We start from the raw sequence: 26239 nt of genomic DNA, 5'->3' as shown, positions 1-26239 counted from the left end.
CGGGTTATTCCCAGTTGCCCAGGTCGGCGCTGTAGCCTTCGCCGCCGGGCTGGCCGTCCTGGCCGAAGAAGATCAGGTCGAACGCACCGTGCTCACCGGGAAAGCGATAGCCGAAGGCATGCCCGAACGGGTCCTTGAGGTCCGACGGCTTGGCGTACGGGCCGGCCCAGCCTGCGGCGTTGGCGGGCTTGTCGACCAGCTGTTGCAGGGTCTTGGGCGGTGAGCCGACGTCCAGCCCATAGCTTTCGATCTTCATGCCCAGGCTCGCCAATTGCGCCTTGCCCGCGCCGTATTTGCCCTTGTCGACATTGCCGCCAACCTGGCGGACCACAATGGTCGCGACGATGCCCAGCAGCACGATTACGGCGAGCATTTCCAACAGGGTGAAGCCGCTTTGGCGGCGTGCAGGTTTCAAGCGCATGGGGGTGGGTCCTCGGGGGTTCATATATTGCTGGTCAGGCTCATCAGCGGCAGCATGATCGCGAGCATGATCACCGCGACCAGCACCGCCATGACCACGGTCAGGGACGGCACCAGTGCGGCGAGCAGACGGTCGATGCCGCGTTTGGCTTCAACGTCGAACACATCGGCGACCTTGAGCAGCATGCTGTCCAGTTCACCGGCCTGTTCGCCGACTTCAATCATTTGCAGGGCCAGGTCCGGCAGTAGCGGCTCGGCGCCGAACGCGCTGGCCAGGGTGCCGCCGCCTTTGACCGACTCGGCCGCCTGGGCGACCTGGGCTTGCAGCGCGCGGTTGGTGCAGACCTGGCGCGCGATCACCAGCGCTTGCAGCAAGGCCACGCCATTGCTCAACAAGGTGCCGAGGGTGCGGGCCAAGCGTGCGGCTTCTACGCGCTGCAACAGCGGGCCGATGACGCGGATGCCAAGTACGCGGCGGTCGTAGCGTTCACGCCGTTGCGGGTTGCGCAGGCGCGCGGCCAGGGTCCAGATGGTCACGATAGCCCCGGCCAGGACTGCCAGGCCCCAGGCGCCGAGGAACTGGCCGAGGCCAAGGATCACTTCGGTAATCAACGGGATGGGTACACCGAGGTCTTTGAAGATCGGTACAAACTGCGGCACCACATAGGCCAGCAGCAGCGCCAGCGAACCGAGCACGCCCACCACCAGGAACGCCGGATAGATCAACGCGTTGATCACCTCGCCCCTCAGGAGCTGGCTGCGCTCCAGGTAGTCGCTGAGCTGACGCAGGGTGTTTTCCAATGCACCACCGGCCTCACCGGCGCGGACCATGCTCAGGTACAGCGGCGAGAACTGGCTGCCCTCTTCTTCCAGGGCCTTGGATAACGGCTTGCCGGCCTTGACGTGTTCGCGGATACGCTCGATCAAGGCGCGCATCTGGGGCTGGCCGGGTTGCTTGAGCAGGATGCCCAGCGAGCGTTCCAACGGTTGCCCGGCGCCCAGCAGCGTGGCCAGTTGCTGGGTGAAACTGACCAACGCCGCCGCCTTCAACTGGCCGCGCCCCAAGGCCTGCCGCAGGCCCTGGCTGCCCGCCGGCGCAATCTGCAACAACAGCAGGCCACGCTTATGCAGGGCGGCGACGGCAGCGGCCTGGTCCTTGGCGTCGAGGGTGCCGTTATGCGCAGCACCCTGGCTGTCGAGGGCGCGGTATTTGAACAGGCTCATGTGCCGTCGCCCCGCGTGACGCGCAGCACTTCTTCCAGCGAGGTCACGCCCGCCACGGCCTGGCGCAGGCCCTCTTCATGCAGGGTGCGCAGGCCGCTGCGGCGCGCGGCGTGTTCAAGGGTGGCGGCGTCGGCCTGGCGCATCAGCAGGCTGCGCAGTTCGTCGTTCATCACCAGCAATTCGGTGATTGCACTGCGCCCGTGGTAACCGCCGCCGGGGGCATCGGCACGCGGGCGGTAAAGCCGGATCGGACGCGCATCGGTAAAGCGATCCAGGCCGTGTTCGGCGATCAATTCGGGCGGTGCGTCAAAGGCTTCGCGGGTGGCCGGGTCGAGACGGCGGACCAGGCGCTGGGCGAGGATGCCGTTGACCGTCGAGGCTATCAGGTAGCTTTCCACGCCCATGTCGAGCAGCCGCGTGATACTCGCCGCCGCGCTGTTGGTGTGCAGCGTCGACAGCACCAGGTGGCCGGTCAGCGACGACTGGATCGCGATGCGGCAGGTCTCCAGGTCACGGATCTCGCCGATCATGATCACGTCCGGGTCCTGGCGCACGATGGAGCGCAGGGCTGCGGCGAAATCCAGGCCGATGGCGGGCTTGACCTGGATCTGGTTGATGCCTTCGAGCTGGTATTCCACCGGGTCTTCGACGGTGATGATCTTGCGTTCGGCGGTGTTGAGCCGCGACAACGCGGTGTACAGCGTGGTGGTCTTGCCCGAGCCGGTCGGCCCGGTGACCAGCAGGATGCCGTGGGGTCGTTCCAGCACCTGCAAAAACGCGTCGAGACGCTGGCCGTCGAAACCCAGGCTCTGGAAATCGAACTGCACGGTCTGGCGGTCGAGCAGGCGCATCACCACCGATTCGCCAAAACTGGTGGGCACCGTGGACACCCGCAAATCCAGCTCCTTGCCCTGGATGCGCAGCATGATGCGCCCGTCCTGGGGCAGGCGGCGCTCGGCAATGTCCAGGCGCGCCATGATCTTCACCCGTGAAATCACCGCCGCCGAGGAGCTGGACGGCGGCGCTTCGGCCTCGTGCAACACGCCGTCGATGCGGTAGCGCACCTGCAACTGGTTTTCGAAGGGTTCGATATGAATGTCCGACGCCCGATGTTCCACGGCGCGTTGCAGGATCAGGTTGACCAGGCGGATTACCGGCGCTTCGGAGGCCATGTCCTTGAGGTGTTCGATGTCTTCCAGCGCGCCACCCTGCTCGTCGAGGTTCTCGATCAGGGTGCCCATGGCCGAACGGCCCTGGCCGTAGTAGCGCTCGATCAGGGTGTCGACTTCATTGCGCGGGCCGATGGCCAGCCAGATCGGCACCCCACAGGCATAGGCCAGCGCCTGGAACGGGTACGCCTGCGCCGGGTTGGCGGCCAGCACGCTCAAGCCGTCATCGCGCCACCCCACCGGCACCACCTGGTAGTGGCGCATGAAGCGTTCGGTCACGCTGGGCAACGGGTCCAGCAACGGTGGCGCGGCATCGGCGAGCAACAGCGGCGCGCCGATCAAGTCGGCCCAGGCCTTGGCCAACTCGACTTCGGAGACCAGCCCCAGGCGGGTCAACAGGCTGAGCAACCCGGCCTCGTCAGACTCCTGGGACAAACGCCGGGCACGCTCCAGGTCGACGGTTTTCAAACCGGCGTGCTGCATCAACCAGGCGCACACCTGTTCGGTGGTCGGGATGGGCATCTGGCAGGCATCGATGGGCGTTGCGGGACTTGGCATGAGCAGCTATCTGAGGGACTAGGTAAAACCCTTGTGGGAGCGGGCCCGCTCCCACAAAGAGAGGGGCGCAAGCCGTTAGTTAGAGGCCTTCGGCGCGACCTGCTGGCCATTCAGCGGGCGACCGCCGCGAGTGGTTTCGGCCTTCTGCTTTTTGACCGCCTTGGCGTCATGGGCCTGGGTGATCACCGTGGAATCGGTGGCGCCGGACTTGGCATCGGCATCGGTGGATTCAGCCGCCATGGCCGCGCCACTCAGTGCAACACCCAGGACTACACCGGCACTCAACAGGGATACTTTCATCGATTTTCTCCAGATCAAAAAACAGCGATTTGCTCGAATGGCGTCTTGAATCGGCTCAAGACCCTACACCAAAGCGTTGTATATGACAGCACGTATAAAACATGGCCTTTTAGAACTACCGCGCAAAGCCACTAGTTCGCCATTGCCGCATCTATTTTCTTAAACCAATCGACTGGTAGGTTTAGTCTTAGTTCAAAATCGTAATGAAATATTTCTTATTTCACGCAAAAAATAGCTTTTGTTTGACAGATAACCGCAAGAATTGCCTTAATTATGGCGCTTCCGCGATTCAAAATGCCACCCCGCAATATCACCAAGACATCACCCACAACAATAATTAATACAATTATTAAACTTATAAAACTGCGAAATCCGCCAAGTAATTGCAATTAGCCATCGGTTAAACATTGCGATCAAGGCGAACTATTGCCCGTAAAAAAGTGACGAGCGTGCTGTATGCGACGCACGTCTCCACGCCCTATTTTCAACACACCGCTGTTCGGAGAAACCCCATGAATAAACGCAAGATGATCGGTGCGCAGTCAGCGTTCGCCCTGCTGGCGCTGGCCGTGTCCCACGCGCACGCGGCGACCAGCCCGGCGCTGAATGAAGGCATGGTCAGCCGTGCCGAAAAGGCGGCAGACAAGACCCTGGCGAAGATGACCACGGAAGAAAAACTCGCCTACATCGGCGGCATCGGTGGCTGGGATGTGAAGCCGCTGAGCCAGTACGGCGTGCCGCAGATTCACGGTGCCGATGGCGGCGTCGGCGTGCGTTACACCAGCGAAGGCAATGCCCAAGGCGTGGTGTACCCGTCCGGGCCGAACCTGGCGGCCAGCTGGAACCCGCGTCGCGCCATCGACCTGGGCCGCGCCCTGGGCTACGACACGGCCAGCGGCGGTTACCAGTTCGTCACCGGGCCCGGCGTGAACCTGTACCGCATGCCCTACAGCGGGCGGGCGTTCGAGTACCTGTCCGGTGAAGATCCGTTCCTTGGTGCCAGCCTCGGTCCGGCGTTGATCAACGGCATTCAATCGCGCGGGGTGTGGGCCAACGCCAAGCACTACGCGGCCAACGACCAGGAAAGCAACCGCTTCCACCTCGATGAAATCATCAGCGAGCGCGTGTTGCGCGAGATGACCTTGCCACCGTTCGAGTCCGCCTCGAAGAACAGCAAGGTGGCGATGATGATGTGCGCGTTCCAGAAGGTGAACGGCGAGTTCGCCTGCGAGAACTCACACCTGATCCACGACATCCTCAAGACCGAATGGGGCTACCCGGGCTTTGTGCAGAGTGACTACAACGCCGTGGTCAACGGCCTGCCCGCCGCCCAGGCCGGCACCGACCTGGACATGATGGGCTACCAGATGAACAGCACGGTGCTCAAGCCGTTCCTGGACAGCGGCGAGCTGAGCGGCGCAACCCTGGATGACAAGGTGCGGCGCATCCTCAAGCAGGTCTACCTGTACAAGTTCGACAGCAAGGCACCGCTGACCAACCACAACATGAACAGCGCCACCAGCAACCGCGTGGCCCTGAATGCCGCACGCGAAGGCATCGTGCTGCTGAAAAACCAGGCCAACCTGCTGCCACTGGATGCCAAGAAAGCCAAGCGCATCGCCGTGGTCGGCAACCTCGCCAAGTATGCGCCGCCGACCGGTTTCGGCAGTGCCAACGTGATGGCGGCCAACTACATCAGCGAGCTGAGCGGCTTGCAGCAATTGGCTCCGGGCGCCAAGGTCGAGTTTATCGACGGCCTGTCCCTGGACCCGAGCGCCTCGGTCTGGACCCACACCGACAGCGCCGGCAACCGCGTCAAGGGCTTGCAGACCGAGTTCTTCAGCAACACCAACTGGTCCGGCGACGCGGCTGCCAGCCGCACCGACACCCACGTCGATCTGGACTGGTCCACCGACAGCCTGCCGGTCAACGGCGACACCGCCGCCACCTCGATCCGCTACAGCGGCCAGGTCACGCCAACGGTCAGTGGCGAACAGGTGTTCAAGATCCGCGCCGACGGGGCCGTGCGCCTGTATGTGGACGGCAAGAAGATCCTCGACAACGGCGACGGCAAACCCCTGCCGAACAACAGCATCCCGCCGACCATTCCGGTGTTCGCCAAGGTCAACCTGCAAGCGGGCAAAGCGGTGGACATCAAGCTCGAATACTCGCGCCGCAACGGCTACCTCTCGACCATGGGCGGCCTGGTGGGCGTGCAGATGAGTTGGGCCTCGCTGGTGGCACCAAAGGATCTGGCGCAGTACGACGCGGTCCTGGTGGCGGCCGGCAACAGCAATGAATACGAGGGTGAAGGTTTCGACCACAGCTTCGATTTGCCGGAGTTCCAGAGCCAGTTGATCCAGAGCATCGCCAAGGTCAACCCGCACACCGTGGTGACCCTGCACGGCGGCACTGGCTTGAAGATGAGCGACTGGATCGACCAGGTGCCGGCGGCGCTGCATGCGTTCTACCCTGGGCAGAACGGCGGCCAGGCGTTGGCGGAGATCCTGCTGGGCAAGGTCAACCCGTCGGCCAAGCTGCCGATCAGCATCGAGCGCAACATCGAAGACAACCCGATCTACGCGACCTTCCCGAGATTCGACAACCAGGAAACCCTGGCCGAGATGAGCTACAAGGACGACCTGTTCCTCGGCTACCGCGGTTATGAGAAGAAAGGCATCAAGCCGCTGTACCCATTCGGCTATGGCTTGTCGTACACCACCTTCGGCTACAGCAACATCAGCGTGACCCCTGGCGTCGCGGTGGCGGGTGCGCCGATCAAGGTGTCGTTCGACCTGTCCAACACCGGCAAGGTCGCGGGGGCGGAAGTCGCCGAGCTGTATGTGGGCCAGAACCATCCGAAAGTCGAGCGCGCGCTCAAGGAGCTCAAGGGCTACAAGAAGGTGTTCTTGAAGCCGGGCGAGAGCAAGCGCGTGACCATCGAACTCAACGACCGCTCGCTGGCCTACTACGACGTCAAGAGCAAGCAATGGGTAGTGGATGCCGACAGCTTCAACCTGTCGGTGGGCGCGTCCTCCCAGGACATCCGCCTGAACGCCAAGCTGGTCAACCCGTTCCGCCAGGAACTGTCGACCACCACCAGTAACCCGCTGCCGCGCTCGGCGCTGAACTCGACACTGCGTGAATTGCCCCAGGTGAAGACCGGCGGGGTGCTGCATCAGAATGAAAATGATGACAGCGACACCAGTGCAGGCGACGGCTATGACATGAGCGACGACAGCGCACAAGGCAGCGCTGCCGCTAACTGATCCCTAAGCACGGTTGCTTTTTTGTGGGAGCGGGCTTGCTCGCGAATACGGAGTGTCCTTCACCGCATAAGGGGACTGACCCACCGCTTTCGCGAGCAAGCCCGCTCCCACATTTTGATCTCCATACATCAGCTGATATCAGGGTCTGATCGCTGCCTCGACACCGGCGATGTAGCTGTCAAATCGCGCCACCAGGTCCACCTGCTCGGGAAACCGCAGCCACTGGATCTGCAAGCCATCCATCATGGCCAGGATCTCTTCCACCAGCCCGGCCAGATCCACGTCCCCGCGCACCTCCCCCATCGCCACCAGCTCGGCGAACTGCCCCTGCATGCGTTGGTGAATCGCCGTGTAGCGCGCCTGGAACCAGCCCCACGCCGGGTGGGAATCCAACAGGCTCTCGGCATTCAAGATGGTAAACGCACGCACCACCCCCGGTGCCGTGGCATTCGAACGGTTGATCGCCCGCAAGCTGCCGAGCAAGCCGGACAACGATTTCTCCGCACGCACTTGATCGGCAATCCGCTGATTGACCTCATCGCGCCGTTGCAGCACGCCCATCAACAACGAGATCTTGCTGGGAAAGTGATGCAGCAAGCCGGCCACAGAGATACCGACGATCGCCGCCACCTGGGCCATCGAGGCACCGCTGTAGCCTTCCAGGGAAAACACCTGCAAGGCCGCATCCAGCAGTTCTTCGCGACGTTTTTCGCCCTTGGGCGCGCGACGGGTCTTGGGCGTGGGTTCGGTCATGGCAGCGTCCTTGAGCTTTCCCGTTCGATCAGGCGGCAGTCCAACAGGTTCAACCGTTGTACCTCATCCTCCAGCGGCAGCACACCCAGGCTTTCCAGCACGCGGGTGGCGGCGAGTACACCGATCTCCAGCGCGGGTGGCTTGATGGTGCTGAGGCTCGGCAGCAGCATTTCGGCGAAAGGGTAGTCGCCAAACCCCAGCACGGCGCAGTCCTCGGGGATTCTCAGCCCGGCGCGTTGCCCCGCCAGCAAGCCTCCGGCGGCGAGGTTGTCATTGGCGAAGAAAATCCCATCGGGCGGCGTGGCGTGGCTCATCAGCACTTGCATCGCCTGCTTGCCGGCTTCGAACGGTGCAAGGCCGGCGTCGGGGGCGAAGGTCCAGGGCTGCACGCCCAGTTCGCTCAGCGTCGCGGCAAACCCCTCGCCCCGTTCCATCGCGCTGAAATCCCCCGCCACACTGTTGTGCACGAAGGCGATGCGCCGGTAGCCCTGGGCATGCAGGTAGCGCGCGGCCGTGACGCCCACCGCGTAGTGGGAAAAGCCGATCTGCAACGGCTCACGCTCGGGCACGTAGTCCCAGGTTTCCACCACCGGGATGTCGGCGTCGGCGATCATCTTTTCGGTGGCCGCGCTGTGGAAGCGGCTGGTCAACACCAGCGCTGCCGGCGACCAGCCGAGAAACGCGCGCACCGCGCTTTCTTCCTGTTCGGCGCTGAAGTAACTCGACGCCAGCAACAGCTGATACCCGTGGCGACTGAGGGTGTCGCTGAAGCCCTGGATCGTATTGGCAAAAATCGGCCCGGAGATGTTCGGGATCACCATCGCCACGATCCGCCCGCGCGCCGACGCCAGCCCGCCAGCGACCAGGTTGGGCACGTAACCCAACTCGGCCACCACCGCGGCAATGCGCTCGCGGCGCTCTGGCGAAACCTGCTCCGGCTGGTTGAAGTAACGCGACACGGTAATCGCCGACACCCCGGCCTGGCGCGCCACGGTGTTGAGGGTGACGCGTCCGGCGCCACGGCGTTTGCGCGGTTTGTCTTCGCTCACGGGGAAATCCTGCTAGAAACCAAAAGGCATATAGGACTAATTTTTCAGTATTTGACGTTCTAAACCAGCCCCACCAATAATGCCGATGTTAGCGCTAACAAAACGCGTTGTCTGCTACTCGCTCGAGCGAATGCCAAAGACGAATTCACAGGCGCTGCAGGTTGCGCAACAGCAGCGGTTCAGGGCATTTTTTTCGAGCGGGCACAGCATGTATCACTTCCCACGGCATACCCATCTACTGTTTCTCGCTGGTCTTACGGCACTCCCGGTGCCCGGCGCCTTTGCGGCCGATGAGCAGGAACCGACGCTCAAATCCGTGACCGTCACCGCCACCCGCCGCGAAGAATCGCTGCAAAAAGTCCCGGTGGCGGTCTCGGTGCTGGACGGCGAGCAACTGGAGCGCGACAACCGCAACGGCGTGGCGAGCATCGCGCAACAGGTGCCGTCGCTGAACTTCCGCACCGGCGCGTCGAACAAGGACACCTCGCTGTTCGTGCGCGGCGTGGGCACCATCTCCACCTCCCCCGGCGTCGAGCCGACGGTGGCCACGGTGATCGACGGCGTGGTCTACGCCCGTCCCGGCCAGGCCACCCTCGACCTGCTCGACCTGGAACGCATCGAAGTACTGCGCGGGCCCCAAGGCACGCTGTTCGGCAAGAATGCCTCGGCCGGGGTACTCAACATCACCAGCAAGGCGCCGACCGCCGAGACCCACGGCTATATCGACCAGTCCTACTACAGCGGCAACGAAAGCCGCACCCGTTTCGGCATCGGCGGCAGCCTTGTCCCAGATGTGCTCAAGGGCTCGGTCAGCACCTTGTTCGGCAGCTATGACGGCAACGTCGACAACCAGCACAACGGCCAGGAGGTCAACGGCTACAACCACAAGGGCATTCGCGGCAAGTTGGAGTTCACCCCCAACGACGCCGTGAAACTGACCCTGATCGCCGACTACATGCAGTCCCACGACGATGCACCGAACGGCGTGGTCAGCAAGTCCCTGACCCCGGCGTTCGCCAACGCCCTGGGTCCGGTGCGCGCCTCCAGCGACAACCGCGACATCAACACCGACACCCGCAGCCATGTCGAAGACACCAACAAAGGCCTGTCGGCCCAACTGGACTGGAACCTCGGCGACTACACCCTGACCTCGATCACCGCCTGGCGCGGCTGGGACAACACCCAGTACCAGGATGGCGACCGTCTCGGCACGGTGACCGCCGCGTTCCCCGGCACCGCCGACAAGGGCCAACTGGAGTTCAACCAGTACTCCCAGGAGCTGCGCCTGGCCTCGCCCAAAGGTGAATTGCTGGAGTACGTCGGCGGCCTGTTCTACATGCACGGCAAGGATGAAGAAACCTATCAGCGCACGTTGACCACCACCACGCGCACCGACCGTGGCATTGCCGACTACAGCACCACCAACGACAGCTACGCGGTGTTCGGCGAGACCACGCTGAACTTCACCTCACGCTTTCGCGGCATCGCCGGCCTGCGCTACACCCACGACGAGCTGAAATACGATCACCGCCGCGTCTCCACCTCGGCCACCACGGTCAGCGGCATTCAACCGGCCACCTCCAGCTCCGGCTCGGTGGATGAAGACGGTTGGTCAGGGCGCCTGGGCGTGCAGTACGACATCAGCGATACCGTCACCAGCTACCTGACCTACTCGCGCGGCTACAAAGGCCCGGCCTACAACGTGTTCTTCAACATGCAACCGCGTGACACCGACGCGCTCAAGCCCGAGACCTCCAACACCTGGGAAGCCGGGATCAAGGCCAGCGCCTGGAGCAACCGCCTGACCACCAACCTCGCGGTGTTCCACAGCGACTACGACAACTACCAGGCGAACTTCTTCGACACCGTCGCCGGCCAAGTGGTGACCCGTTTGATCAACGCCGGCAGCGTCAGCACCGAAGGCGTCGAGCTGGATTACGCCTTGCAGGCCACCCAGCAACTCAAGCTCTCCGGCGCCCTGGCCTATACCCGCGCGCGCATCGACGAGTTCGCCTGCCCGGCGGGTGCAGCGGCAACCTGCAACGTGAATGGCAAGCCACTGCCGTACAGCCCGGACTGGAAAAGCTACGTGCGCGCCGACTACAGCATCCCGCTGGATAACGGCCTCGACATCGAGCTGGGCACCGACTACAGCTGGCAGAGCGAAGTGCAGTACAACATCAGCCAGAACGTCGACACCAAACAAGGCGCCTACGGCATCTGGAACGCCAGCGTCGCCCTGGCCGACTACAGCAACGGCTGGCGCGTCGCCCTGCTGGCCAAGAACCTCGCCGACAAGTCCTATTCGCCGATGCTCGCCAGCGGCGGCAACTACATCTACCGCGCCGTGCCCCGTGACGATGAACGTTACTTCGGCGTGCAACTGCGCAAGGATTTCTAGCATGAGCCGTCAACTCAAACTCGGTGCTTTCCTCATGGCCACCGGGCACCACGTCGCCGCCTGGCGTCACCCGGATGTTCCGGCGAATGCCGGGCTGGATTTCGCCCAGTACAAACACCTGGCGCGGGTCGCCGAAGCGGCGAAGTTCGATGCGCTGTTCGTCGCCGACAGCGTGGCGGCGGCCACCGGCGCGATTGCCAGCCACATGGCGCGCTCGGATCATTTCGAACCACTGACCTTGCTCTCGGCGCTGAGCGCGGTGACCGAGCATATCGGCCTGATCGCCACGGCGACCACCACCTACAACGAGCCGTACCATGTGGCGCGCAAATTCGCCTCACTGGATCACCTGTCCGGCGGGCGTGCGGGCTGGAACCTGGTGACCTCGGACGCCGCCGCCGAGGCGCAGAACTTCGGCCGCGACGAACACCTCGGCCACGCCGAGCGCTACAGCCGCGCCCGCGAGTTTCATCAGGTGGTGACCGGGTTGTGGGACAGCTGGGAAGACGACGCCTTCGGGCGCGACAAGGCCAGCGGCAACTACTACGACCCGGCCAAACTGCATGTGCTGGAGCATGTGGGCGAACACTTCAGCGTCAAGGGCCCGCTGAACGTGGCCCGCTCGCCTCAAGGCCAGCCGGTGATCGTACAGGCCGGCTCTTCCGAGGCCGGTCGTGACCTGGCGGCGCAAACCGCCGAGGTGGTATTTACCGCACAGACCTCGCTGGAAAATGCCCAGGGGTTTTATGCCGATCTCAAGGGGCGCCTGGCGCAATACGCACGTGAGGCCGACTCGCTGAAGATCATGCCCGGCGTGTTTGTGGTGGTCGGGCAGACCGAGGCCGAGGCGCAGGCCAAGTTCGAGGCGTTCCAGGATTTGGTCGAGCCCGAAGTCGGCGTCGCGTTGCTGGGGCGCATGCTCGGTAACTTCGACCTGTCCGGCTACCCGCTGGATGGCCCGCTGCCGGAGCTGCCACTGACCGACAGCGGGCAGCGCAGCCGCCAGCAGTTGCTCAGTGACCTGGCGTTGCGCGAAAACCTCACGCTGGCCCAGTTGGGCCGACGGATCGCCGGTGGTCGCGGGCACTACAGCCTGATCGGCACCCCCACGCAGATCGCTGATGAGCTGCAACGCTGGTTCGAAAACGGCGCCGCCGATGGCTTCAATATCCTGGTGCCACACCTGCCCGGCGGGCTGGAGGATTTCGCCCAATGGGTGGTGCCCGAACTGCAACGGCGTGGTCTGTTCCGCAGCGAATACAGCGGCACGACCTTGCGGGAAAACCTCGGTTTGGCACGCCCTGAAAACCGTTTCAAAAAGGACCACGCATGAAAATTCCCGCCCTGCTGCTGGCCTTGCTGGCCGTGACCCAGACCGCCCTGGCCGCCGACCCTGCCACCCTGCGCATCGGCTATCAGAAAGGCTCCATCGCCCTGGTGCTGGCCAAGGAACACGGCCTGCTGGAAAAACGCTTCCCACAGACCGCCGTGAAGTGGATCGAATTCCCCGCTGGCCCGCAGATGCTCGAAGCGCTCAACGTTGGCGCGCTGGATGTGGGCTCCACCGGCGACATCCCGCCGTTGTTCGCCCAGGCGGCGGGCGCCGATCTGGTCTATATCGGCGCCGAACCGCCCAAGCCCAGTGCGGAAACCATCCTGGTGCGAGACGACAGCCCGCTGCATTCGGTGGCGGACCTCAAGGGCAAGAAAGTCGCGTTCCAGAAAGGCTCCAGCTCCCACAACCTGATCCTGCGTGCACTGAACAAGGCCGGGCTGAGCTACAAGGACATCCAGCCGGTGTACCTGCCGCCGGCCGACGCGCGTGCCGCGTTCGAACAAGGCAGCGTGGATGCCTGGGCGATCTGGGAACCCTACTCGTCCCTGGCGCTGAGCCAGAGCCCGAGCCATGTGCTGGCCAACGGCGAGGGGCTGGGGTTGTCGGGGCCGGTGTATACCGCACGGCGCGAGTATGCCAAGGCGAATGGCGCGTTCGTGCATGATTTATTGAATGAGCTCAGCGCCGCCGAAGCGCTGACACGCAGCCATCGCAAAGACAGTCTGAAAGTGCTGACCGGCTTTATGGGCCTGCCTGAGAACGTGATCGCGCGGTACATGGACAATCGCCCGCCTTCGCCGATCCTGCCGATTGACCAGAAGATCCTCCAGGCGCAGCAGGCGACGGCGGATCTGTTCTACCAGAACCACCTGTTGCCCAAATCCATCGACGTGAAAAAAGCCATAGAGAACAACTGAAATCAACCTGTGGGAGCGGGCTTGCTCGCGAATGCGGTGGATCAGCCAATACATGTTGTGACTGACACTCCGCTTTCGCGAGCAAGCCCGCTCCCACATGTCGATGGGTGTGCACCCGTTAGAAATCGACAGTGGCCGAGAGCAGGTAGGTGCGCGGTGTCGCCAATGTCAGGCCTGGCTCGCTGTCGTCCGATGCACCGGCCGAGCTCCAGTAGCGTTTATCCGCGACGTTTTCCACGTTTGCGCGCAGGGTCACGTGTTTGTCGTCCACTTTGAAGGCATACCGCGCGCCCACGTCGATGCGGTTCCAGGCGTCGATTTCCTTGACGTTGGATTGGTCCAGGTACTGCGAGCTGGAGTGGATGCCGCGGCTGGTCAGGGTCAAGCCTTCCAGGCCCGGCACATCCCACTCGGCGCCAAGGTTGACGTTGTATTTGGGGGTGGCCGGGGCGCGGTTGCCGTCCCAGGCGCCGTTGGTGGTGTCTTTGAGTTTGCTGTCGATGTACATCACGCCGCCAAGCAAACGCACACCCTTGAGCGGTTCGCCGAACACACTCAGTTCTGCACCGGTGTTCTCGCGCTTGCCGTTGGGCCCGAACAGCCGCGTGGTGGCGTTGGTTTCATAGGCCGGTTGCTTGATGCGGAACACCGCTGCCGTCACGGCGACGGCACCGGCGTCGTATTTGGCCCCGACTTCAACCTGGCGGCTGATGAACGGCGGGAAGATCTCGTCGCTGTTGCGCGATGTGGTCGGCGCGATCTTGCCCTGACTCAGGCCTTCCATGTAGTTGGCGTACAGCGACAGCCGGTCGGTGGCCTTGAACAGCAGGCCGCCGGAGGGCGAGACCTTTTCTTCGTCGTAGCCGGTCTTGCCTTTGACGCCGTTGCTCCAGTCAGTCACCTTGACCCGCTGCCAGCGTGCGCCGAGGGTCAGCAGCAGGCGGTCGTCAAAGAAGCCCAGGGTGTCGGACAAGGCCACGCCGCTGAATTTGTTCTCGGTATAGACCTTGGCGTCCTGGCGCGTGGCCGTGGACGGTGTCGGGGTCTGCACCGGGTTGTAGAGGTTGCTGGAGGCCGTCGCGTACCGCGCGCCGCCGTTGGTGAAATCCATGTCGAAGTAGCTGGCGGCCAGGTTGACCTCATGGCTCACCGGCCCGGTATGGAACCAGTTGCGCACGCCCGCCGTGTAGGTGCGCACATTTTCATCGCGGGTGAAGTCACGGGGCAGCACACTGAAATCACCGGCGGCGTTAGTGACGGAGACCGCGTGACGCAGGAAGTCATGGTTGCTTTTACGCGCACCGAAGCCGCCGTAGAGCATCACGTTGTCGCTGAGGTCGTACTCGCCGTTGACCGTGCCAAAGGTGTCGTTGGTGCGCGCCTTGCTCCAGGATTGCGCATAGTTGCGGCGCACATCGTTGGCGCTGGGCACCGGCGCGGCGGCGGCGACTTGCACGCGTTCCTGGGGGGCGTCGGTGTCGCGCTCGGTGTGGCCGATGTCGGTGGAAAGGCGCAGGCGCTCGCCACGGAAATCCAGGCCGAGCACGGCCATTTCACGGTCGACGCTCTGGTGATCCCATTCGGTGTCGCCGGACTGCTTCACGCCGTTGAAGCGGATGCCGAATTTGTTGTCCTCGCCAAACCGCCGGCCCACATCCACTGCACCGCCCGCCTGGCTTTCGGAAGCCCAGGTGCCGGTGAACGAGGTGATGTCCTTGTCGGTGGCGCGCTTGGGCACTACGTTGATCCCACCGCCCACGCTGCCACGGGGTGAAATGCCGTTGATCAACTGGGTCGGGCCTTTGAAGATGTCGACGCGGTCGGCCATTTCCATATCAATGCTGTAGGTCGGCAGCACGCCGTACAGGCCGTTATAGGACACATCACTGTTGAACAGGCTGAAGCCGCGGATGGTGAATTGCTCGTAGCGCCCACCGGCCGGGTTGGTGGCGCGTACCGATGGGTCGCTGGCGATCAGTTCGCCCAGGGTGCGTGCTTGCTGGTTCTTCACCGCGTCGGCGGTGTAGGTGGTGATGCTGAACGGGGTTTCCATGAAGTCCCGCGTACCGAGAATGCCCTGGGCGCCACGCCGCGCCACTTGGCCACCGGCGTAGGTGTCGCCGTCGTACAGGCCGGTGGTGCCGAGGATCGAGGTCGGGGCCAGTTCCAGGCTGCTGCCATCCGGTGCCGGGATGAGCATGTAGGCTGAATCGCCGACGGGTTGCAGTTGCAGGCCGGAACCTTGCAGCAGGCGTGCGAAGCCCTCCTCCACGGCAAACTCGCCGGACAAACCACTGCTGCTGCGCCCGCTGACGAGTGCCGGGTCCACCGACAGGTTGACCCCCGCCAGCCCGGCAAACCGGGTAAGCGCCGCGCTCAGGCTACCGGCGGGCACCTGGTAACTGCGGCGGGCGTCGTCGGCGTAGCAGACAGTGGCGAATAGCGGGCCGGCGCTGAGGCTCAGCAGCAGGCTCAGGTTGAGCAAGGGGCGGACTACGGGCATTGAAGGAAGCTCTCGATGATGTGCACTTACCTCAAATGACCGGTGACGCGAAAAAAAGGGACAGACTATTTGAATTATTTTTCAGCCCGCGCCAAAAACCTCGTTGTGTTAGCGCGCGCCCTATGTAGTGAGCGGGCTTGCCCCGCGCTGGGGGGCGAAGCCGCCCCAAATCCACGCGCCTCGGTCTTTCTGATACACCGCGGCGCCTGGGTTTAGGGCGGCTTCGCCCCCCAGCGCGGGGCAAGCCCGCTCACTACAAGGTCGTCGGGGGGCACCAGAGATCGATTTGGGGCGGCTTCGCCACCCAGCGCGGGCAAGCCCGCTCACTACAGGTCGTCGGGGGTCACCAGAGGGCGATATGGGAGTCGGCCCTCGGCTCGGTGCCACCGCATAGCACGCCGCTGACCGGATCACGCAGGATGATCTGCCCGCGCCCGTAATCGGTGAGGTCGCTGGCGATTTGCACCTGATGCCCCCGCCGCGCCAGGGCATTGGCCAGGTCGCGGGAAGCGCCTTGTTCGATACCGACCTTCATCTCGCCCAGCCATTGCCAGCGCGGCGCGTCCAGGGCGGCTTGCGGGTTGAGGCCGAAATCCACGAGGTTCATCACCATCTGCACATGCCCCTGGGGCTGCATGTAGCCGCCCATCACGCCAAACGGCCCGAGAGCCTCGCCGTCTTTGGTGAGGAAGCCGGGGATGATGGTGTGGAAGGTTTTTTTGCCCGGTGCCAGGCAGTTGGCGTGGGCCGGGTCGAGGCTGAATTCCTGCCCACGGTTCTGCAATGCGATGCCGCTGTCGGGCAGCACCACGCCGGAGCCGAAGCCGTGGTAGTTGCTTTGGATGAACGAGACCATGTTGCCTTCGGCATCCGCCGTGGCCAGGTACACCGTGCCACTGGCATGAGGATCGCCCGGTTTGGGCGGCTGGGCGTGTTCACTGATCTGGGCGCGGCGGCGGCGGCTGTAGTCGTCGCTGAGCAGATCCGCAACGGCCACGCGCATGTGCAGCGGGTCGGTGATGTAGTGCAGGCCGTCGCTGTAGGCGAGTTTCATCGCCTCCAACTGGCGGTGCCAGGTCTGTTGGCTGTCGCGGTGATCGAAGCTGAAGCCTTCGAGGATTTTCAGCGCCATCAAGGCCACCAGGCCCTGGCCGCTGGGGGGGATTTCCCAGACGTCGACGCCGCGGTAGTTGATGTGGATCGGTTCGACCCACTGGGCGCGGTAGTCTTGCAGATCGGTGGCGCGCAGGTAGCCGCCCGTGGCCCTGGAATGTGCATCGAGACGCGCAGCCAAGGCGCCGCGATACAGGCTTTCGCAACGGCTGGCAGCAAGTTCCTCGAGGGTGCGCGCCTGGGCCGGGTTGCGGAAAATCTCCCCCGCCCGGGGTGCGCGGCCATCGATCAGGAAGGTGTCGAACCAGGCGTCCAGCACGGCGTCGCGATGGGGGCTGAATTCGTCCAGCGCGCTCTGCCATTGCTGGGCGACCACCGGCGACAGCGGGAAACCGTCACGCGCCAGGCGAATGGCCGGTTGCAGCAACGCGGCAAACGCCAGCTTGCCGAAGCGTTGTGACAGCTCGGCCCAGGCCGACGGGCAACCGGGTACGGTGACCGGGGTCCAGCCGTACAACGGCATCTGCTCATGCCCTGCCGCCTTGACCGCCTCGACGCTCAAGGCCGCCGGCGCATGGCCGTTGCCGTTCAGGCCGTGCAACCGGCCCTTGCACCACACCAATGCAAACGCATCGCCGCCCAGGCCGCAGCCGGTGGGCTCAACCACGGTCAACGCCGCCGCCGTGGCAATCGCCGCGTCGATGGCATTGCCGCCCTGTTGCATGATTTCGATACCGGCCTGGGCCGCCAGCGGCTGGGAGGCAGCGACCATGCCGCGCCTGGCGAACACACTCTGGCGTTGCGACGGATAGGGGTACTCGTGAGCAGAAAAATTCAACATGGCAAAGGCTCTTCCACACAAGGTTTGAAGTCATAACACGCGGCTGAGAAACGCTTGGGTCCGCGGGTGGCTGGGGTGGCTGAAAATCTGTTCCGGCGGCCCCTGTTCGATCAGTTCGCCCTGGTCGAGCACCACCACGCGATCGGCCACTTCACGGGCAAATCCCATTTCGTGGGTGACCACCACCATGGTCATGCCCTCCTCGGCCAACTCCTTCATCACTTGCAGCACTTCGCCGACGGTTTCCGGGTCGAGGGCGCTGGTGGGCTCGTCGAACAGCATGGCCTGGGGTTTCATCGCCAGCGCACGGGCAATCGCCACGCGTTGTTGCTGGCCGCCGGAAAGCATCGACGGGTAGTGACTGGCCTTGTCCGCCAGGCCGACCCGCGCCAGCAAGCCACGGGCCTGCTCGAGGGCTTCGGCACGCGGGGTGCCGAGCACGTGGATCGGCGCTTCGATGATGTTTTCCAGCGCGGTCATGTGCGGGAACAGATTGAAGCGCTGGAACAACATGCCGATGTCGCGGCGCTGGCGGGCGATGTTGCGTTCTGAGTCGCGCACCAGGCTGCCGTCGCTGCGTTCGCGATAGCCCATGGCGCGGCCGTTGACGCGGATGCGTCCGCCCTGGATGTCTTCGAGCAGGTTGATGCAGCGGATAAAGGTGGTCTTGCCCGAGCCCGAGGCGCCGATCAACACCACCACTTCACCGCGCCGCACGTTCAAGGAGATGCCCTTGAGGATCTGCAGGTCGCCGAACGACTTGTGCAGGTCCTGGGCTTCGATGATCAGTTCTTCACTTTTATGCGCCATGGTCAGCGTCCCCTCAGCAGTTTCAAGGTGCTGCGCCCGAACATGCGGCTGGACGCGGGCGGTGGCCCGGATGGCCGGTCGGACTGGCCGAAGCGCGCCTCCAGCCAGCGCTGGAAGAAGCCCCACAGGGTGGTGAGCATCAGGAAGTAGATAGCAACCACCAGGTACAACTCGAACACACGGAACGTCGCCGAGGTGACCATCTGCGTGCTGAGCAGCAACTCTTGCACGCCGATCACGCTGACAAGGGTGGTGTTCTTGAGCATCACATTGAACTCGTTGCCCAGCGGCGGCACGATCACGCGGAACGCCTGGGGCAGCACGATGCGCCGCATCAGCTTGGCAAAACCCATGCCCAGGGAACGCCCGGCTTCGTACTGGCCCTTGTCCACCGCACCGATGCCGGCACGGATGATCTCGGCCATGTACGCACCTTCGTTGAGGCCCAGGGCGATGATGGCCGCCTGGATATTGCCGGGCACGATCAGGCCGAACAGCTCGATGTCTTCGAAGCGGAACAGCCCGCCCGCCGCCAGCGCCGTGTACAGAAATACGATCTGCACCAGCAGCGGCGTGCCGCGCATCAGCCACACATAAAAGCGTACCGGCAGGTGCAACAGCGGGTTCCTCGACAGCCGCAACAGTGCCGCCGCCAACCCCAGCACGCAGCCCAGCAGCATAGCCAACACGCTGATCAGGCAGGTCAGCCAGAGCCCGGTGAGGTAAACCCCGCTGGGCTGCAACAGGTACTGCCAGAACACATCCCAATTGAAGTTCATTGCGGGAAACCTCAGTCGAGTGTGTCGCTGCTGACATGCCATTTGTTCAGCAATTGCGTGTAGCTGCCGTCGCTGCGCATGTCGCTGATCACCTGCTGCACGGCGGCGGTGAGCTGTGGATCGTCCTTGCGCATGCCCAGGCCGGTGAGGATACGACTGAACGCCGGCACGCCTTCCTGGAACAGGTCGGGGGCCATCGCCGCGTAGTAGCCGGCGGTTTCCACAGTGGTGCCGTAGGCGTCGACCTGGTTGATGCGCAAGGCCTGGAACGCATCGGTGTCGGTGTTGTACACCACCAGTTTCATCGGCGGCTTGCCGGCTTTGGTCAGGCTGTCGTTCTGTGTGTCGAGCAGGGTCTTGATGGTGGAACCGTTGAGCACCGCGACCTTGTGCGCGGACAAGTCATCCAGGGTCTTGATGCCCTTGGGGTTGCCCTTGGGCACCACCACCGACTGGCTGGAATACATGTAGTTGACGATGTCGATCACTTGGCGCCGCTCGGGCTTGTCGAACAGTTGGTCGACGATCATGTCGCACTGCTGGGCGAGCAACGCCGGCACCAGGCCGGAGAACGGGATCACGCGCCATTGCACCTGTTTGTCGCCCAGGCGCCTGGCGATTTCCAGGCCCAGGTCGACGGTCAACCCGCGCGGTTTCTGCGTTTCATCGAAGGACACCAGGGGTGGTGAATCCATCCCCGAGCAGTAGGTGAGTTTGTCGACTTTCTGCAAGCGCTCCGGCACCTGGGGCGCGGCAACGGCCCATGGTGTGCAGAGCCCGAGGGAGAGAGCCACCAGCAAGGCGCGGCGTTTATGCATGACCAGACACTCCAGTTCGTTGAATAACGGGGCAGGACTCAAAGTCAAAACACGGGCGGGCTTGGGCCCGCCTCTGATTATTGTTCCGTTTGCAAAAACTGGATCAGCGCCGGCACGGTGCCTTCGATGTGCTCGCGCACCACGGCTTCGGCGCGGGCGGCGTCACCGGCGCGGATGGCTGCGAGGATCACCGCGTGTTCCTGGCGGGCGCTGAGGGGTTTGTCGCCGTGTTGCAACCACAGGCGCATGGGGGCTTCCACCAGCGAATAGAGCGCCGAAATCTGCTTCATCAAGCGCGGGCGACCGCTGAGGCTGCACAGGTATTCGTGGAAGGCACGGTGGCGACTGACCCAGGCGGCGCTTTCGTCGCGGTAGTCGTCCATCTCGTCGAGCATGCGCTCCAGGGCGGCCAGTTGGCGTTCGCCGATACGGCCGACCGCGACACGCACTGCCAGGCCTTCGAGGGCGCTGCGCATTTCGAAGACTTCGTGCAATTCATCGATGTCCAGGCCGCTGACGATCGCGCCACGGTTGGGGCGCAGGGTCACCAGGCCCTGGGCATCCAGGCGGCGGAACGCTTCACGCACCGGCATGCGGCTCATGCCGATTTCACTGGCGATGTCTTCGGCGATCAGCCGGTCGCCCTTGCGGTAGCGGCCACCGCAAATGGCATCGAGCAGAAAGTTGTAGGCCTCCTCCTCGGCGGTGAGGGGCTGGCGGTCTACATAAGCGGGGGCAAATTGCATCGGCAGCACCTTTTGAATTTTTGTATCCAATTATCCACGAATGCAAAAAAGCAGGATGTGTGCCAACTGCTGTGTAGCCGGATTAAGTCACTGATTTAAAGAAAGTAACCGGCATGCTCGGCTTACGGACATGCAGGCAAGGAAGGCGGGTTGTGCTACCGAATAGCCCAGCGGCTGCCCCAATACTGTGCCGAACGGTAGCGTTGTCGGGGCGGGTACACACCCAATGTGGGAGCGGACAAGCAGATTTTCCAGTTCTCTATGGGGCAGTCGTTTTGAGCGGGGGTTTATGTAGTTTTCTTCATTAATTGAATTATCCGAGCCCCCTAAGATCCGACCCTATACACATTTTTACTTTATTGCATGGTTGGGTCCGATGAAACCGATGTCCCTCGTCGACACCACGCCTGCCCGCGACAGTCAGCAGGCTTTGTATGCAGCAGCGTCGGGATCACGGCGATCCCAGCTGACTCTGCACGATTTTGACGCCTGTCGAAACACCCGCACCGGGCCTGTGTTCATCATCGCGTCCGGCATGTCGGCCAAGTCGTTTCCATTCGAACAGTTTGCCCACGTGCCGATGATCACGATGAATGGCGCTATTTCGATGTTTATGGATACCGGCGTTAAACCGTGTTTTTACGCCTGCACCGACAAGAGCTTTTCCGAGCAACAGCCGGAGTTGTTCAAGTACGCGATGGCTGTCAGCCAGAACGTGGCACTTTGGGAAGATCACGCACGTTCGTCGGGCATTCGTCCTACCGGACGGGTGTATCCGCTATCCAAGGCAAAACGCCCGTCCTGGCTCGACGCTGTTCTGGGCAAACATGAGGCGCTGGTCGCCAATCATGCGTTGCCGGGATTTCGCCAGCGGCCTGTTGGGTTCAGCAAGGACATGAGCGAGGGCTTCTTTGACGCACGCACCGTGGCTTACCTGGCCTTGCAGCTGGCCTATCATCTGGGGTTTTCCAAGGTGTTTTTGGTGGGGGTGGATCTGAACGAGAAATCGGGAAGGTTTTACGAAAAGCGGGAGGGCATCAACTCCCCTTGCGGGCTGGACCAGCACTATCACACGCGGATATTGCCGTCGTTTGAGTTGATGTCCGAGAAGGTCATTGGGGATGGGTTCAGGGTTTATAACCTTTCGGATTGTTCGAGGATTCCGGAGGCAGTGGTGCCGCGAGTGACGTTGGCGCAAGCACAGGCGTTGCTTGGATAACTGATGCAAGTTGGGCAGGCCGGCGATGCCTGGCAGCATTCGACCAACAACTGCGCCTTTACGTATCGCCCGAGCAAGGTCGGCGCCACTCATCACGGACATGTGGCAGTCGGTAATTCGCAAAGTAGCGATGTGACTTTAAGTAAGCCTAATGGCGCTCACCAAGCCAAACCAGCAACTGCGCCGCGACCTGAAGGCCATCGCCTTCAAGCTTGAGCAGTCCTGTGTCGACCTGGGTAGGTTGGCCAGCCTACTCAGCGATGCCAATGCCATAGCCCTGATGGGTTGGGTGGGCACGTTCTATGAGGAAGCCGACAGGCTGGTGGGTTATGCGGATGAGGTGAAGGCGGGAAGGATTGTGAGGACCAAAGATGCGCCATCTGCCAAAGCATGAGATTCGCGACTGCTACAAGCCTGGGTGTACAGCCCGGCCCTGCCCCGGGCTTCTTGTATCTGGCGATCCCCGACCCTGCTAAGGTGGTGCCCTCAGATCGCAATGGAAGCATCGAAGAATGGATTCATGGAAGACTCTGGCAATTGCCCTCTTGGTGTCTATCAGCACACCAGCCGTATCAGGTGATGGCGCCAACCCTATCGCTGCCGCGGTATTTCTCACAATCTCCGCGCCGACCATTTTAATTGGCGCGACCACATCTCTCACGACCGAGCCGCCGAAGATCTTCAAGTCAGCCAAGACCGACGCCCTGGCATTCATTGGTTCAGACGGCGAGATTCGTGGCGCAGAGTTTGAGCAGGCATCCAGATACTACCATTCGACCTATCCTTCTCCGCTCATGTCAGACATGCAGCTGGCCCAATCAATAGCTACATCATTCTGAAAACGGCCTTCAAGCAGGCCGCAATGCGAGACCTTTCGTTTCGGCGACATCCTTTTCACCTGGCATTTACAGGACAGGACGTACTTGGCAGCCATTGAACTGCAGGCAGACGGAAGCTGGATTGCCTACTTAGGTGTTGAGATTGAGCTATCACCAGATGCTCGCAAAAAGCTTAAAACGGCGAAGACGCGACAAAGGACCACTGGACGAAGGTTGAGGAGAGGTATTTGACGCGAGCATTCAAGGAGGCTAGGGAGGCTGCGAACTGCTACGCGGGATGGAAGGAAGAAGAGATGCCGGGCTTCGGCGGAAAACGCCAACATACGGTCGAGTCCCTCAAGGGGCTGATCCGGGAAGCGCTTCATATAACTGTCGATACGGTCGTGGGCCAGGATGGTCAGAGCCACGCGCTTTTTCTTGAGGTTCGCCTCTTCCACCAGATCCTTGGCGGATTTGGCGGCGGCCTCGTTGAGCCGGTCAGCGGCAGTTTTGGATTGCCAGGTGGTATCGGTCTGCGCCAGTTGCTTCATGTTTCGGCGCACGCGGTTCTCGATGCCCTGGATTTCCTGCTGGTTGAGGGGGCGGCCAATTGCCTGGGTTACGGCCTTGATGCATTCGGGGCGCATGGGCTTGCTCCTGTTGGAATGGGAGCAAGCCTATGGTTGCGGGATAGACGGTTTCCCGACTATTTAATCCGTCGAGGTGCAGTCGTTACCACGATACGACCAGGAAGAGACCTTGCCGTCGACAACCTCAAACGTTGTAGTGCAGAAAAAATCCAAGTTCATTGCCGGCGTCCCGCCGTAACCGGTGGTATATGCGGTATTGCCAATGACATTGGTCTGGTAGGTTGGTGAAACACCAGGCATTACCACATTCCGGTTGCTCGAATAAACCAGAAATTTATGCCCCTCGGATTCGTACGCCTGCTGCGGGGCCCCCCATCCACGAATCAGAGCAAGCTCAGTTGAGCCCTTCCACATGTCGAGCGCTCTTTGGTACTTTCCTTCGGTGGCGCATCCGCCCAAAAGTGCGATACCGACGAGAATAAACAGCTGTTTCATCCATGCATTCCTGATTGTTTCGAGGGTTCCGCATATTCACACATCATCCTCGTTGCAGGAAGCAGGCAGCCGCGGCGGCAAAGCCTTTGGCGTCCTGGGTGGCCTGGGCGATGTCTGCATCTGGACAGGCAAGCAATTCACGGGCAGATACGGTGATGGGGTTGCCGTCGGCGTCCATGGCGCCTGTGCCAATTCGCATGTCCTCGACGCGAGCCAGGATCTCTTGGGCTGCCTGCAATTCTGGATCGCTTGCGCCACCTTCGAGTTTGGATATTACTGGGATCAGAAGCATCTCGCTCGACCGCCGGAAAATTTGACGGCTGCCGAGTGAGGTCGCCAGGTTCGCCTGGTGACTGATGAGGATGAGGGGAACACAGTCCCTCCGATCGTGATGCTTCAACTCCTACCTTTGCCACTCTCGCCTTTTGCAGGGTGCGCTCCGGCATAGTCATCGCCGAAACCACATCAATTCCTTTTCCGTTCGCCGACACCTCTAGCACAGTGCTTTGGTGGCGCTTCTCGTTGCGTCCAATATCGCGCTCATCATGAAGAACAACCAGCACCCGATTGGCATTCTTCGGATTCGGCAACACCTCATCTGCATTCAGTACGCCGCGCTCCAGGCGATCAAGCACGTCCTTAACAATCTCCGGTCGACTGTCCTGAATGTGCTTAATTGTTTTGGCGCTGATCCTGGCTTCGCGTAGTTTTTCATTGAAGCCCGGTAGAAAATCACTTAGGCCTTGAAAGGTAGCGTCATCGATCCGAAAGATCACCGAACGGGTTAAGACCTTCTACGAAATCCTCGATGAGCGTATGAATCAAGTCCTGGGGATAGCAGCATGATCAGCAACCACGTAAGCCTGGTCGAGGCACTGCGGCCAAAATCAAATGAGCTTGCCGACCAGGTCGCGGAATTTGTAGCGGCAGGCGGCAAGATCGAAGTAGCCGAAGCGATCGGCTACAAGCCCAAGCCCATCACCTACAGCAACCAGATGCCACCGGCGCCAAAGCCGTTTTTTCGGCGTCGTATTGAGCCCATAGCACCGCCACCGCCGACCCCGCTGGAGCGCCAGGAAGAACAGCGACGGCAGCGAGTGGCAAAGATCATGGAGCTGGCACCAACCCACATCCAGGCGGAAGTCGCCCTGGCCACAGGCATTGGCAGGCGAACCCTACTGAGCATGTCAAAGGAGTTCGACTTCAAATTTATGCGTGCCAATCGCTGGACCTGCACTAGCCCTGAGCGCATGAAGGCGCTGGTTGAACATGAGCTGGTTCTTGGGGAGCGGATCAATGCATACAAGCAGCTCGGCATAAGCAGGCGGCAGGTTTGCGGGAAGCTCTATATCACCAACACAACACTTAAGAAGCTTCTCGAAAAGCACTCAATCGACTATCCGCTGTCTGGCGCAGGCGACAACCCTACCCAATGTCCTGGGAAGAGCAGGCCCTGTTGTTTCCTGAGCTGCCCGACCACCTTTTGAGGATGGCCCTCTATAAGGTGAACACGGGTTGTCGGGAGCAGGAAGTGTGCAAGTTGCGGTGGGATTGGGAAATACGGGTGCCGGCGTTGAACACCAGCGTATTTCTGATACCTGCCGGGTTCGGCGGGCGGAGTGAAAAAGCAGGGGTAAAGAACGGCGATGAGCGCCTGGTGATCTTGAACAATGTGGCGCTATCCATCATCGATGGCCAGCGCGGTCTACACAAAGACCTGGTGTTCCCGTATGGGCAGCCAGATCAGTTCGGGCCAACGGCTATGCATCGAATGAATGATTCGGCCTGGAAGAAAGCCAGGGTGCGCGCAGCGGACAAATGGGAGAAAGCCCACCAGGCGCCAGCACACCCCGGATTCAGGTCGATCAGGATTCACGACTTGAAGCACACCTTTGGCAGAAGGCTACGTGCAGCGAGCGTGACGGAGGAAGATCGGAAAGCGTTGTTGGGGCATAAGAACGGCAGCATTACGAGCCACTATTCTACCCCGGAGTTGCAGCACTTGATTGAGGCTGCGAACAAAGTGTCGGCTACTGACTCTCGTGGGCCAGCGCTGACCATCTTGAGGAGGAAATTGGGATGATCCCCCGCAAAAGTCCCTACGCGTAAAA

At 62.1% G+C, this 26239-nt stretch carries 22 protein-coding genes and 3 pseudogenes; 11 read left to right on the top strand and 14 right to left on the bottom strand.

The annotated features are described in order from the left end of the window. Positions 1-4: 4 nt before the first annotated feature. From gspG to LIY36_RS06440, 4 genes are all read right to left on the bottom strand, one after another. A complete protein-coding gene (gspG, locus tag LIY36_RS06455) occupies positions 5-421 on the bottom strand; it encodes a type II secretion system major pseudopilin GspG (protein ID WP_192296788.1) in 417 nt (138 codons plus the stop codon). Between the two features lie 20 nt (positions 422-441). Continuing rightward, a complete protein-coding gene (gene gspF, locus LIY36_RS06450; protein WP_226455144.1) occupies positions 442-1644 on the bottom strand; it encodes a type II secretion system inner membrane protein GspF in 1203 nt (400 codons plus the stop codon). Beyond that, a complete protein-coding gene (gene gspE / locus LIY36_RS06445; protein ID WP_442962208.1) occupies positions 1641-3335 on the bottom strand; it encodes a type II secretion system ATPase GspE in 1695 nt (564 codons plus the stop codon). The genes gspF and gspE overlap by 4 nt, the downstream gene beginning before the upstream one ends. 111 nt (positions 3336-3446) lie before the next feature. After that, complete coding sequence (locus LIY36_RS06440; protein ID WP_192296791.1) at positions 3447-3671, bottom strand: hypothetical protein; 225 nt, start codon at positions 3669-3671, stop codon at positions 3447-3449. 512 nt (positions 3672-4183) lie between these two features. Here LIY36_RS06440 and LIY36_RS06435 point away from each other — a divergent pair. Further along, positions 4184-6940 carry a beta-glucosidase gene (locus LIY36_RS06435; RefSeq protein WP_226455142.1) on the top strand — a complete coding sequence of 919 codons (2757 nt, stop codon included), beginning with the start codon at positions 4184-4186 and terminating at the stop codon, positions 6938-6940. Between the two features lie 138 nt (positions 6941-7078). Here LIY36_RS06435 and LIY36_RS06430 read toward each other — a convergent pair whose 3' ends face one another. Both LIY36_RS06430 and LIY36_RS06425 read right to left on the bottom strand, forming a co-directional pair. Then, a complete protein-coding gene (locus LIY36_RS06430; protein WP_226455141.1) occupies positions 7079-7693 on the bottom strand; it encodes a TetR/AcrR family transcriptional regulator in 615 nt (204 codons plus the stop codon). Continuing rightward, positions 7690-8742 carry a LacI family DNA-binding transcriptional regulator gene (locus LIY36_RS06425; RefSeq protein ID WP_226455140.1) on the bottom strand — a complete coding sequence of 351 codons (1053 nt, stop codon included), beginning with the start codon at positions 8740-8742 and terminating at the stop codon, positions 7690-7692. The genes LIY36_RS06430 and LIY36_RS06425 overlap by 4 nt, the downstream gene beginning before the upstream one ends. Before the next feature lie 208 nt (positions 8743-8950). On the opposite strand from LIY36_RS06425, the gene LIY36_RS06420 reads away from it, so the two are divergent. From LIY36_RS06420 to LIY36_RS06410, 3 genes are read left to right on the top strand one after another with little or no spacing between them, the layout of a single operon-like run. After that, the gene (locus LIY36_RS06420) at positions 8951-11143 is read left to right on the top strand and encodes a TonB-dependent receptor (protein ID WP_226455139.1); all 2193 of its coding nucleotides are present in this window, start codon (positions 8951-8953) and stop codon (positions 11141-11143) included. Position 11144: 1 nt separating this feature from the next. Further along, positions 11145-12476, top strand: coding sequence for an LLM class flavin-dependent oxidoreductase (locus LIY36_RS06415; protein WP_226455138.1), 1332 nt, complete (start codon positions 11145-11147; stop codon positions 12474-12476). Then, positions 12473-13396, top strand: a complete 924-nt coding sequence (locus LIY36_RS06410; protein WP_226455137.1) for a sulfonate ABC transporter substrate-binding protein — start codon at positions 12473-12475, stop codon at positions 13394-13396. Before LIY36_RS06415 ends, LIY36_RS06410 begins: the two co-directional genes overlap by 4 nt. Positions 13397-13514: 118 nt before the next feature. On the opposite strand, the gene LIY36_RS06405 is transcribed toward LIY36_RS06410, so the two are convergent. The 6 genes from LIY36_RS06405 to LIY36_RS06380 all read right to left on the bottom strand — a co-directional run bounded on the left by LIY36_RS06405 (position 13515) and on the right by LIY36_RS06380 (position 21006). Next, positions 13515-15899 (bottom strand): TonB-dependent receptor, encoded by a 2385-nt coding sequence (locus LIY36_RS06405; protein WP_226455136.1) that lies wholly within the window; start codon positions 15897-15899, stop codon positions 13515-13517. Between the two features lie 343 nt (positions 15900-16242). Next, positions 16243-17853, bottom strand: coding sequence for a gamma-glutamyltransferase family protein (locus LIY36_RS06400; protein ID WP_226455135.1), 1611 nt, complete (start codon positions 17851-17853; stop codon positions 16243-16245). Positions 17854-17883: 30 nt separating this feature from the next. Continuing rightward, on the bottom strand, positions 17884-18663 hold the full coding sequence (locus tag LIY36_RS06395) for an amino acid ABC transporter ATP-binding protein (protein ID WP_226455134.1): 780 nt from the start codon (positions 18661-18663) through the stop codon (positions 17884-17886). Positions 18664-18665: 2 nt separating this feature from the next. Further along, positions 18666-19442, bottom strand: coding sequence for an amino acid ABC transporter permease (locus LIY36_RS06390; protein WP_192296801.1), 777 nt, complete (start codon positions 19440-19442; stop codon positions 18666-18668). A gap of 11 nt (positions 19443-19453) precedes the next feature. Next, entirely contained in the window at positions 19454-20260 is an 807-nt protein-coding gene (locus tag LIY36_RS06385) for an ABC transporter substrate-binding protein (RefSeq protein ID WP_226455133.1), read from the bottom strand. A gap of 77 nt (positions 20261-20337) precedes the next feature. Further along, positions 20338-21006 carry a GntR family transcriptional regulator gene (locus LIY36_RS06380; RefSeq protein ID WP_226455132.1) on the bottom strand — a complete coding sequence of 223 codons (669 nt, stop codon included), beginning with the start codon at positions 21004-21006 and terminating at the stop codon, positions 20338-20340. A gap of 376 nt (positions 21007-21382) precedes the next feature. Between LIY36_RS06380 and LIY36_RS06375 the strand changes: the two genes are divergently transcribed. The 4 genes and pseudogenes from LIY36_RS06375 to LIY36_RS27780 form a co-directional block, all read left to right on the top strand. Further along, positions 21383-22225, top strand: a complete 843-nt coding sequence (locus LIY36_RS06375) for a lipopolysaccharide biosynthesis protein (protein WP_226455131.1) — start codon at positions 21383-21385, stop codon at positions 22223-22225. Positions 22226-22376: 151 nt separating this feature from the next. Continuing rightward, positions 22377-22619, top strand: a complete 243-nt coding sequence (locus tag LIY36_RS06370) for a hypothetical protein (RefSeq protein ID WP_226455130.1) — start codon at positions 22377-22379, stop codon at positions 22617-22619. A 118-nt stretch (positions 22620-22737) separates the two neighbouring features. Next, the gene (locus LIY36_RS06365) at positions 22738-23064 is read left to right on the top strand and encodes a DUF2388 domain-containing protein (protein ID WP_226455129.1); all 327 of its coding nucleotides are present in this window, start codon (positions 22738-22740) and stop codon (positions 23062-23064) included. A gap of 191 nt (positions 23065-23255) precedes the next feature. Continuing rightward, positions 23256-23474 (top strand): annotated as a pseudogene (locus tag LIY36_RS27780) (hypothetical protein); the annotation flags it as partial. A 279-nt stretch (positions 23475-23753) separates the two neighbouring features. Here LIY36_RS27780 and LIY36_RS06355 read toward each other — a convergent pair. Both LIY36_RS06355 and LIY36_RS06350 read right to left on the bottom strand, forming a co-directional pair. Next, positions 23754-24128 (bottom strand): hypothetical protein, encoded by a 375-nt coding sequence (locus LIY36_RS06355; protein ID WP_226455128.1) that lies wholly within the window; start codon positions 24126-24128, stop codon positions 23754-23756. 43 nt (positions 24129-24171) lie between these two features. Next, the gene (locus tag LIY36_RS06350) at positions 24172-24528 is read right to left on the bottom strand and encodes a hypothetical protein (RefSeq protein ID WP_226455127.1); all 357 of its coding nucleotides are present in this window, start codon (positions 24526-24528) and stop codon (positions 24172-24174) included. Between the two features lie 362 nt (positions 24529-24890). Between LIY36_RS06350 and LIY36_RS06345 the strand changes: the two are divergent. The 3 genes and pseudogenes from LIY36_RS06345 to LIY36_RS06335 form a co-directional block, all read left to right on the top strand. Next, positions 24891-24974: pseudogene (locus LIY36_RS06345) on the top strand (exonuclease); the annotation flags it as partial. Beyond that, positions 24971-25615 (top strand): hypothetical protein, encoded by a 645-nt coding sequence (locus tag LIY36_RS06340; RefSeq protein ID WP_226455126.1) that lies wholly within the window; start codon positions 24971-24973, stop codon positions 25613-25615. The pseudogene LIY36_RS06345 and the gene LIY36_RS06340, both read left to right, overlap by 4 nt. Next, a pseudogene (locus tag LIY36_RS06335) lies at positions 25543-26211 on the top strand (tyrosine-type recombinase/integrase); the annotation flags it as partial. The gene LIY36_RS06340 and the pseudogene LIY36_RS06335, both read left to right, overlap by 73 nt. Positions 26212-26239: the final 28 nt, after the last annotated feature.

It is taken from the genome of Pseudomonas sp. AF03-9, assembly GCF_020515815.1.
Classification (GTDB): Bacteria; Pseudomonadota; Gammaproteobacteria; order Pseudomonadales; family Pseudomonadaceae; genus Aquipseudomonas.
The sequence above is the reverse complement of the archived record's forward strand: the minus strand, read 5'-3'. Positions and strand labels throughout refer to the sequence as shown.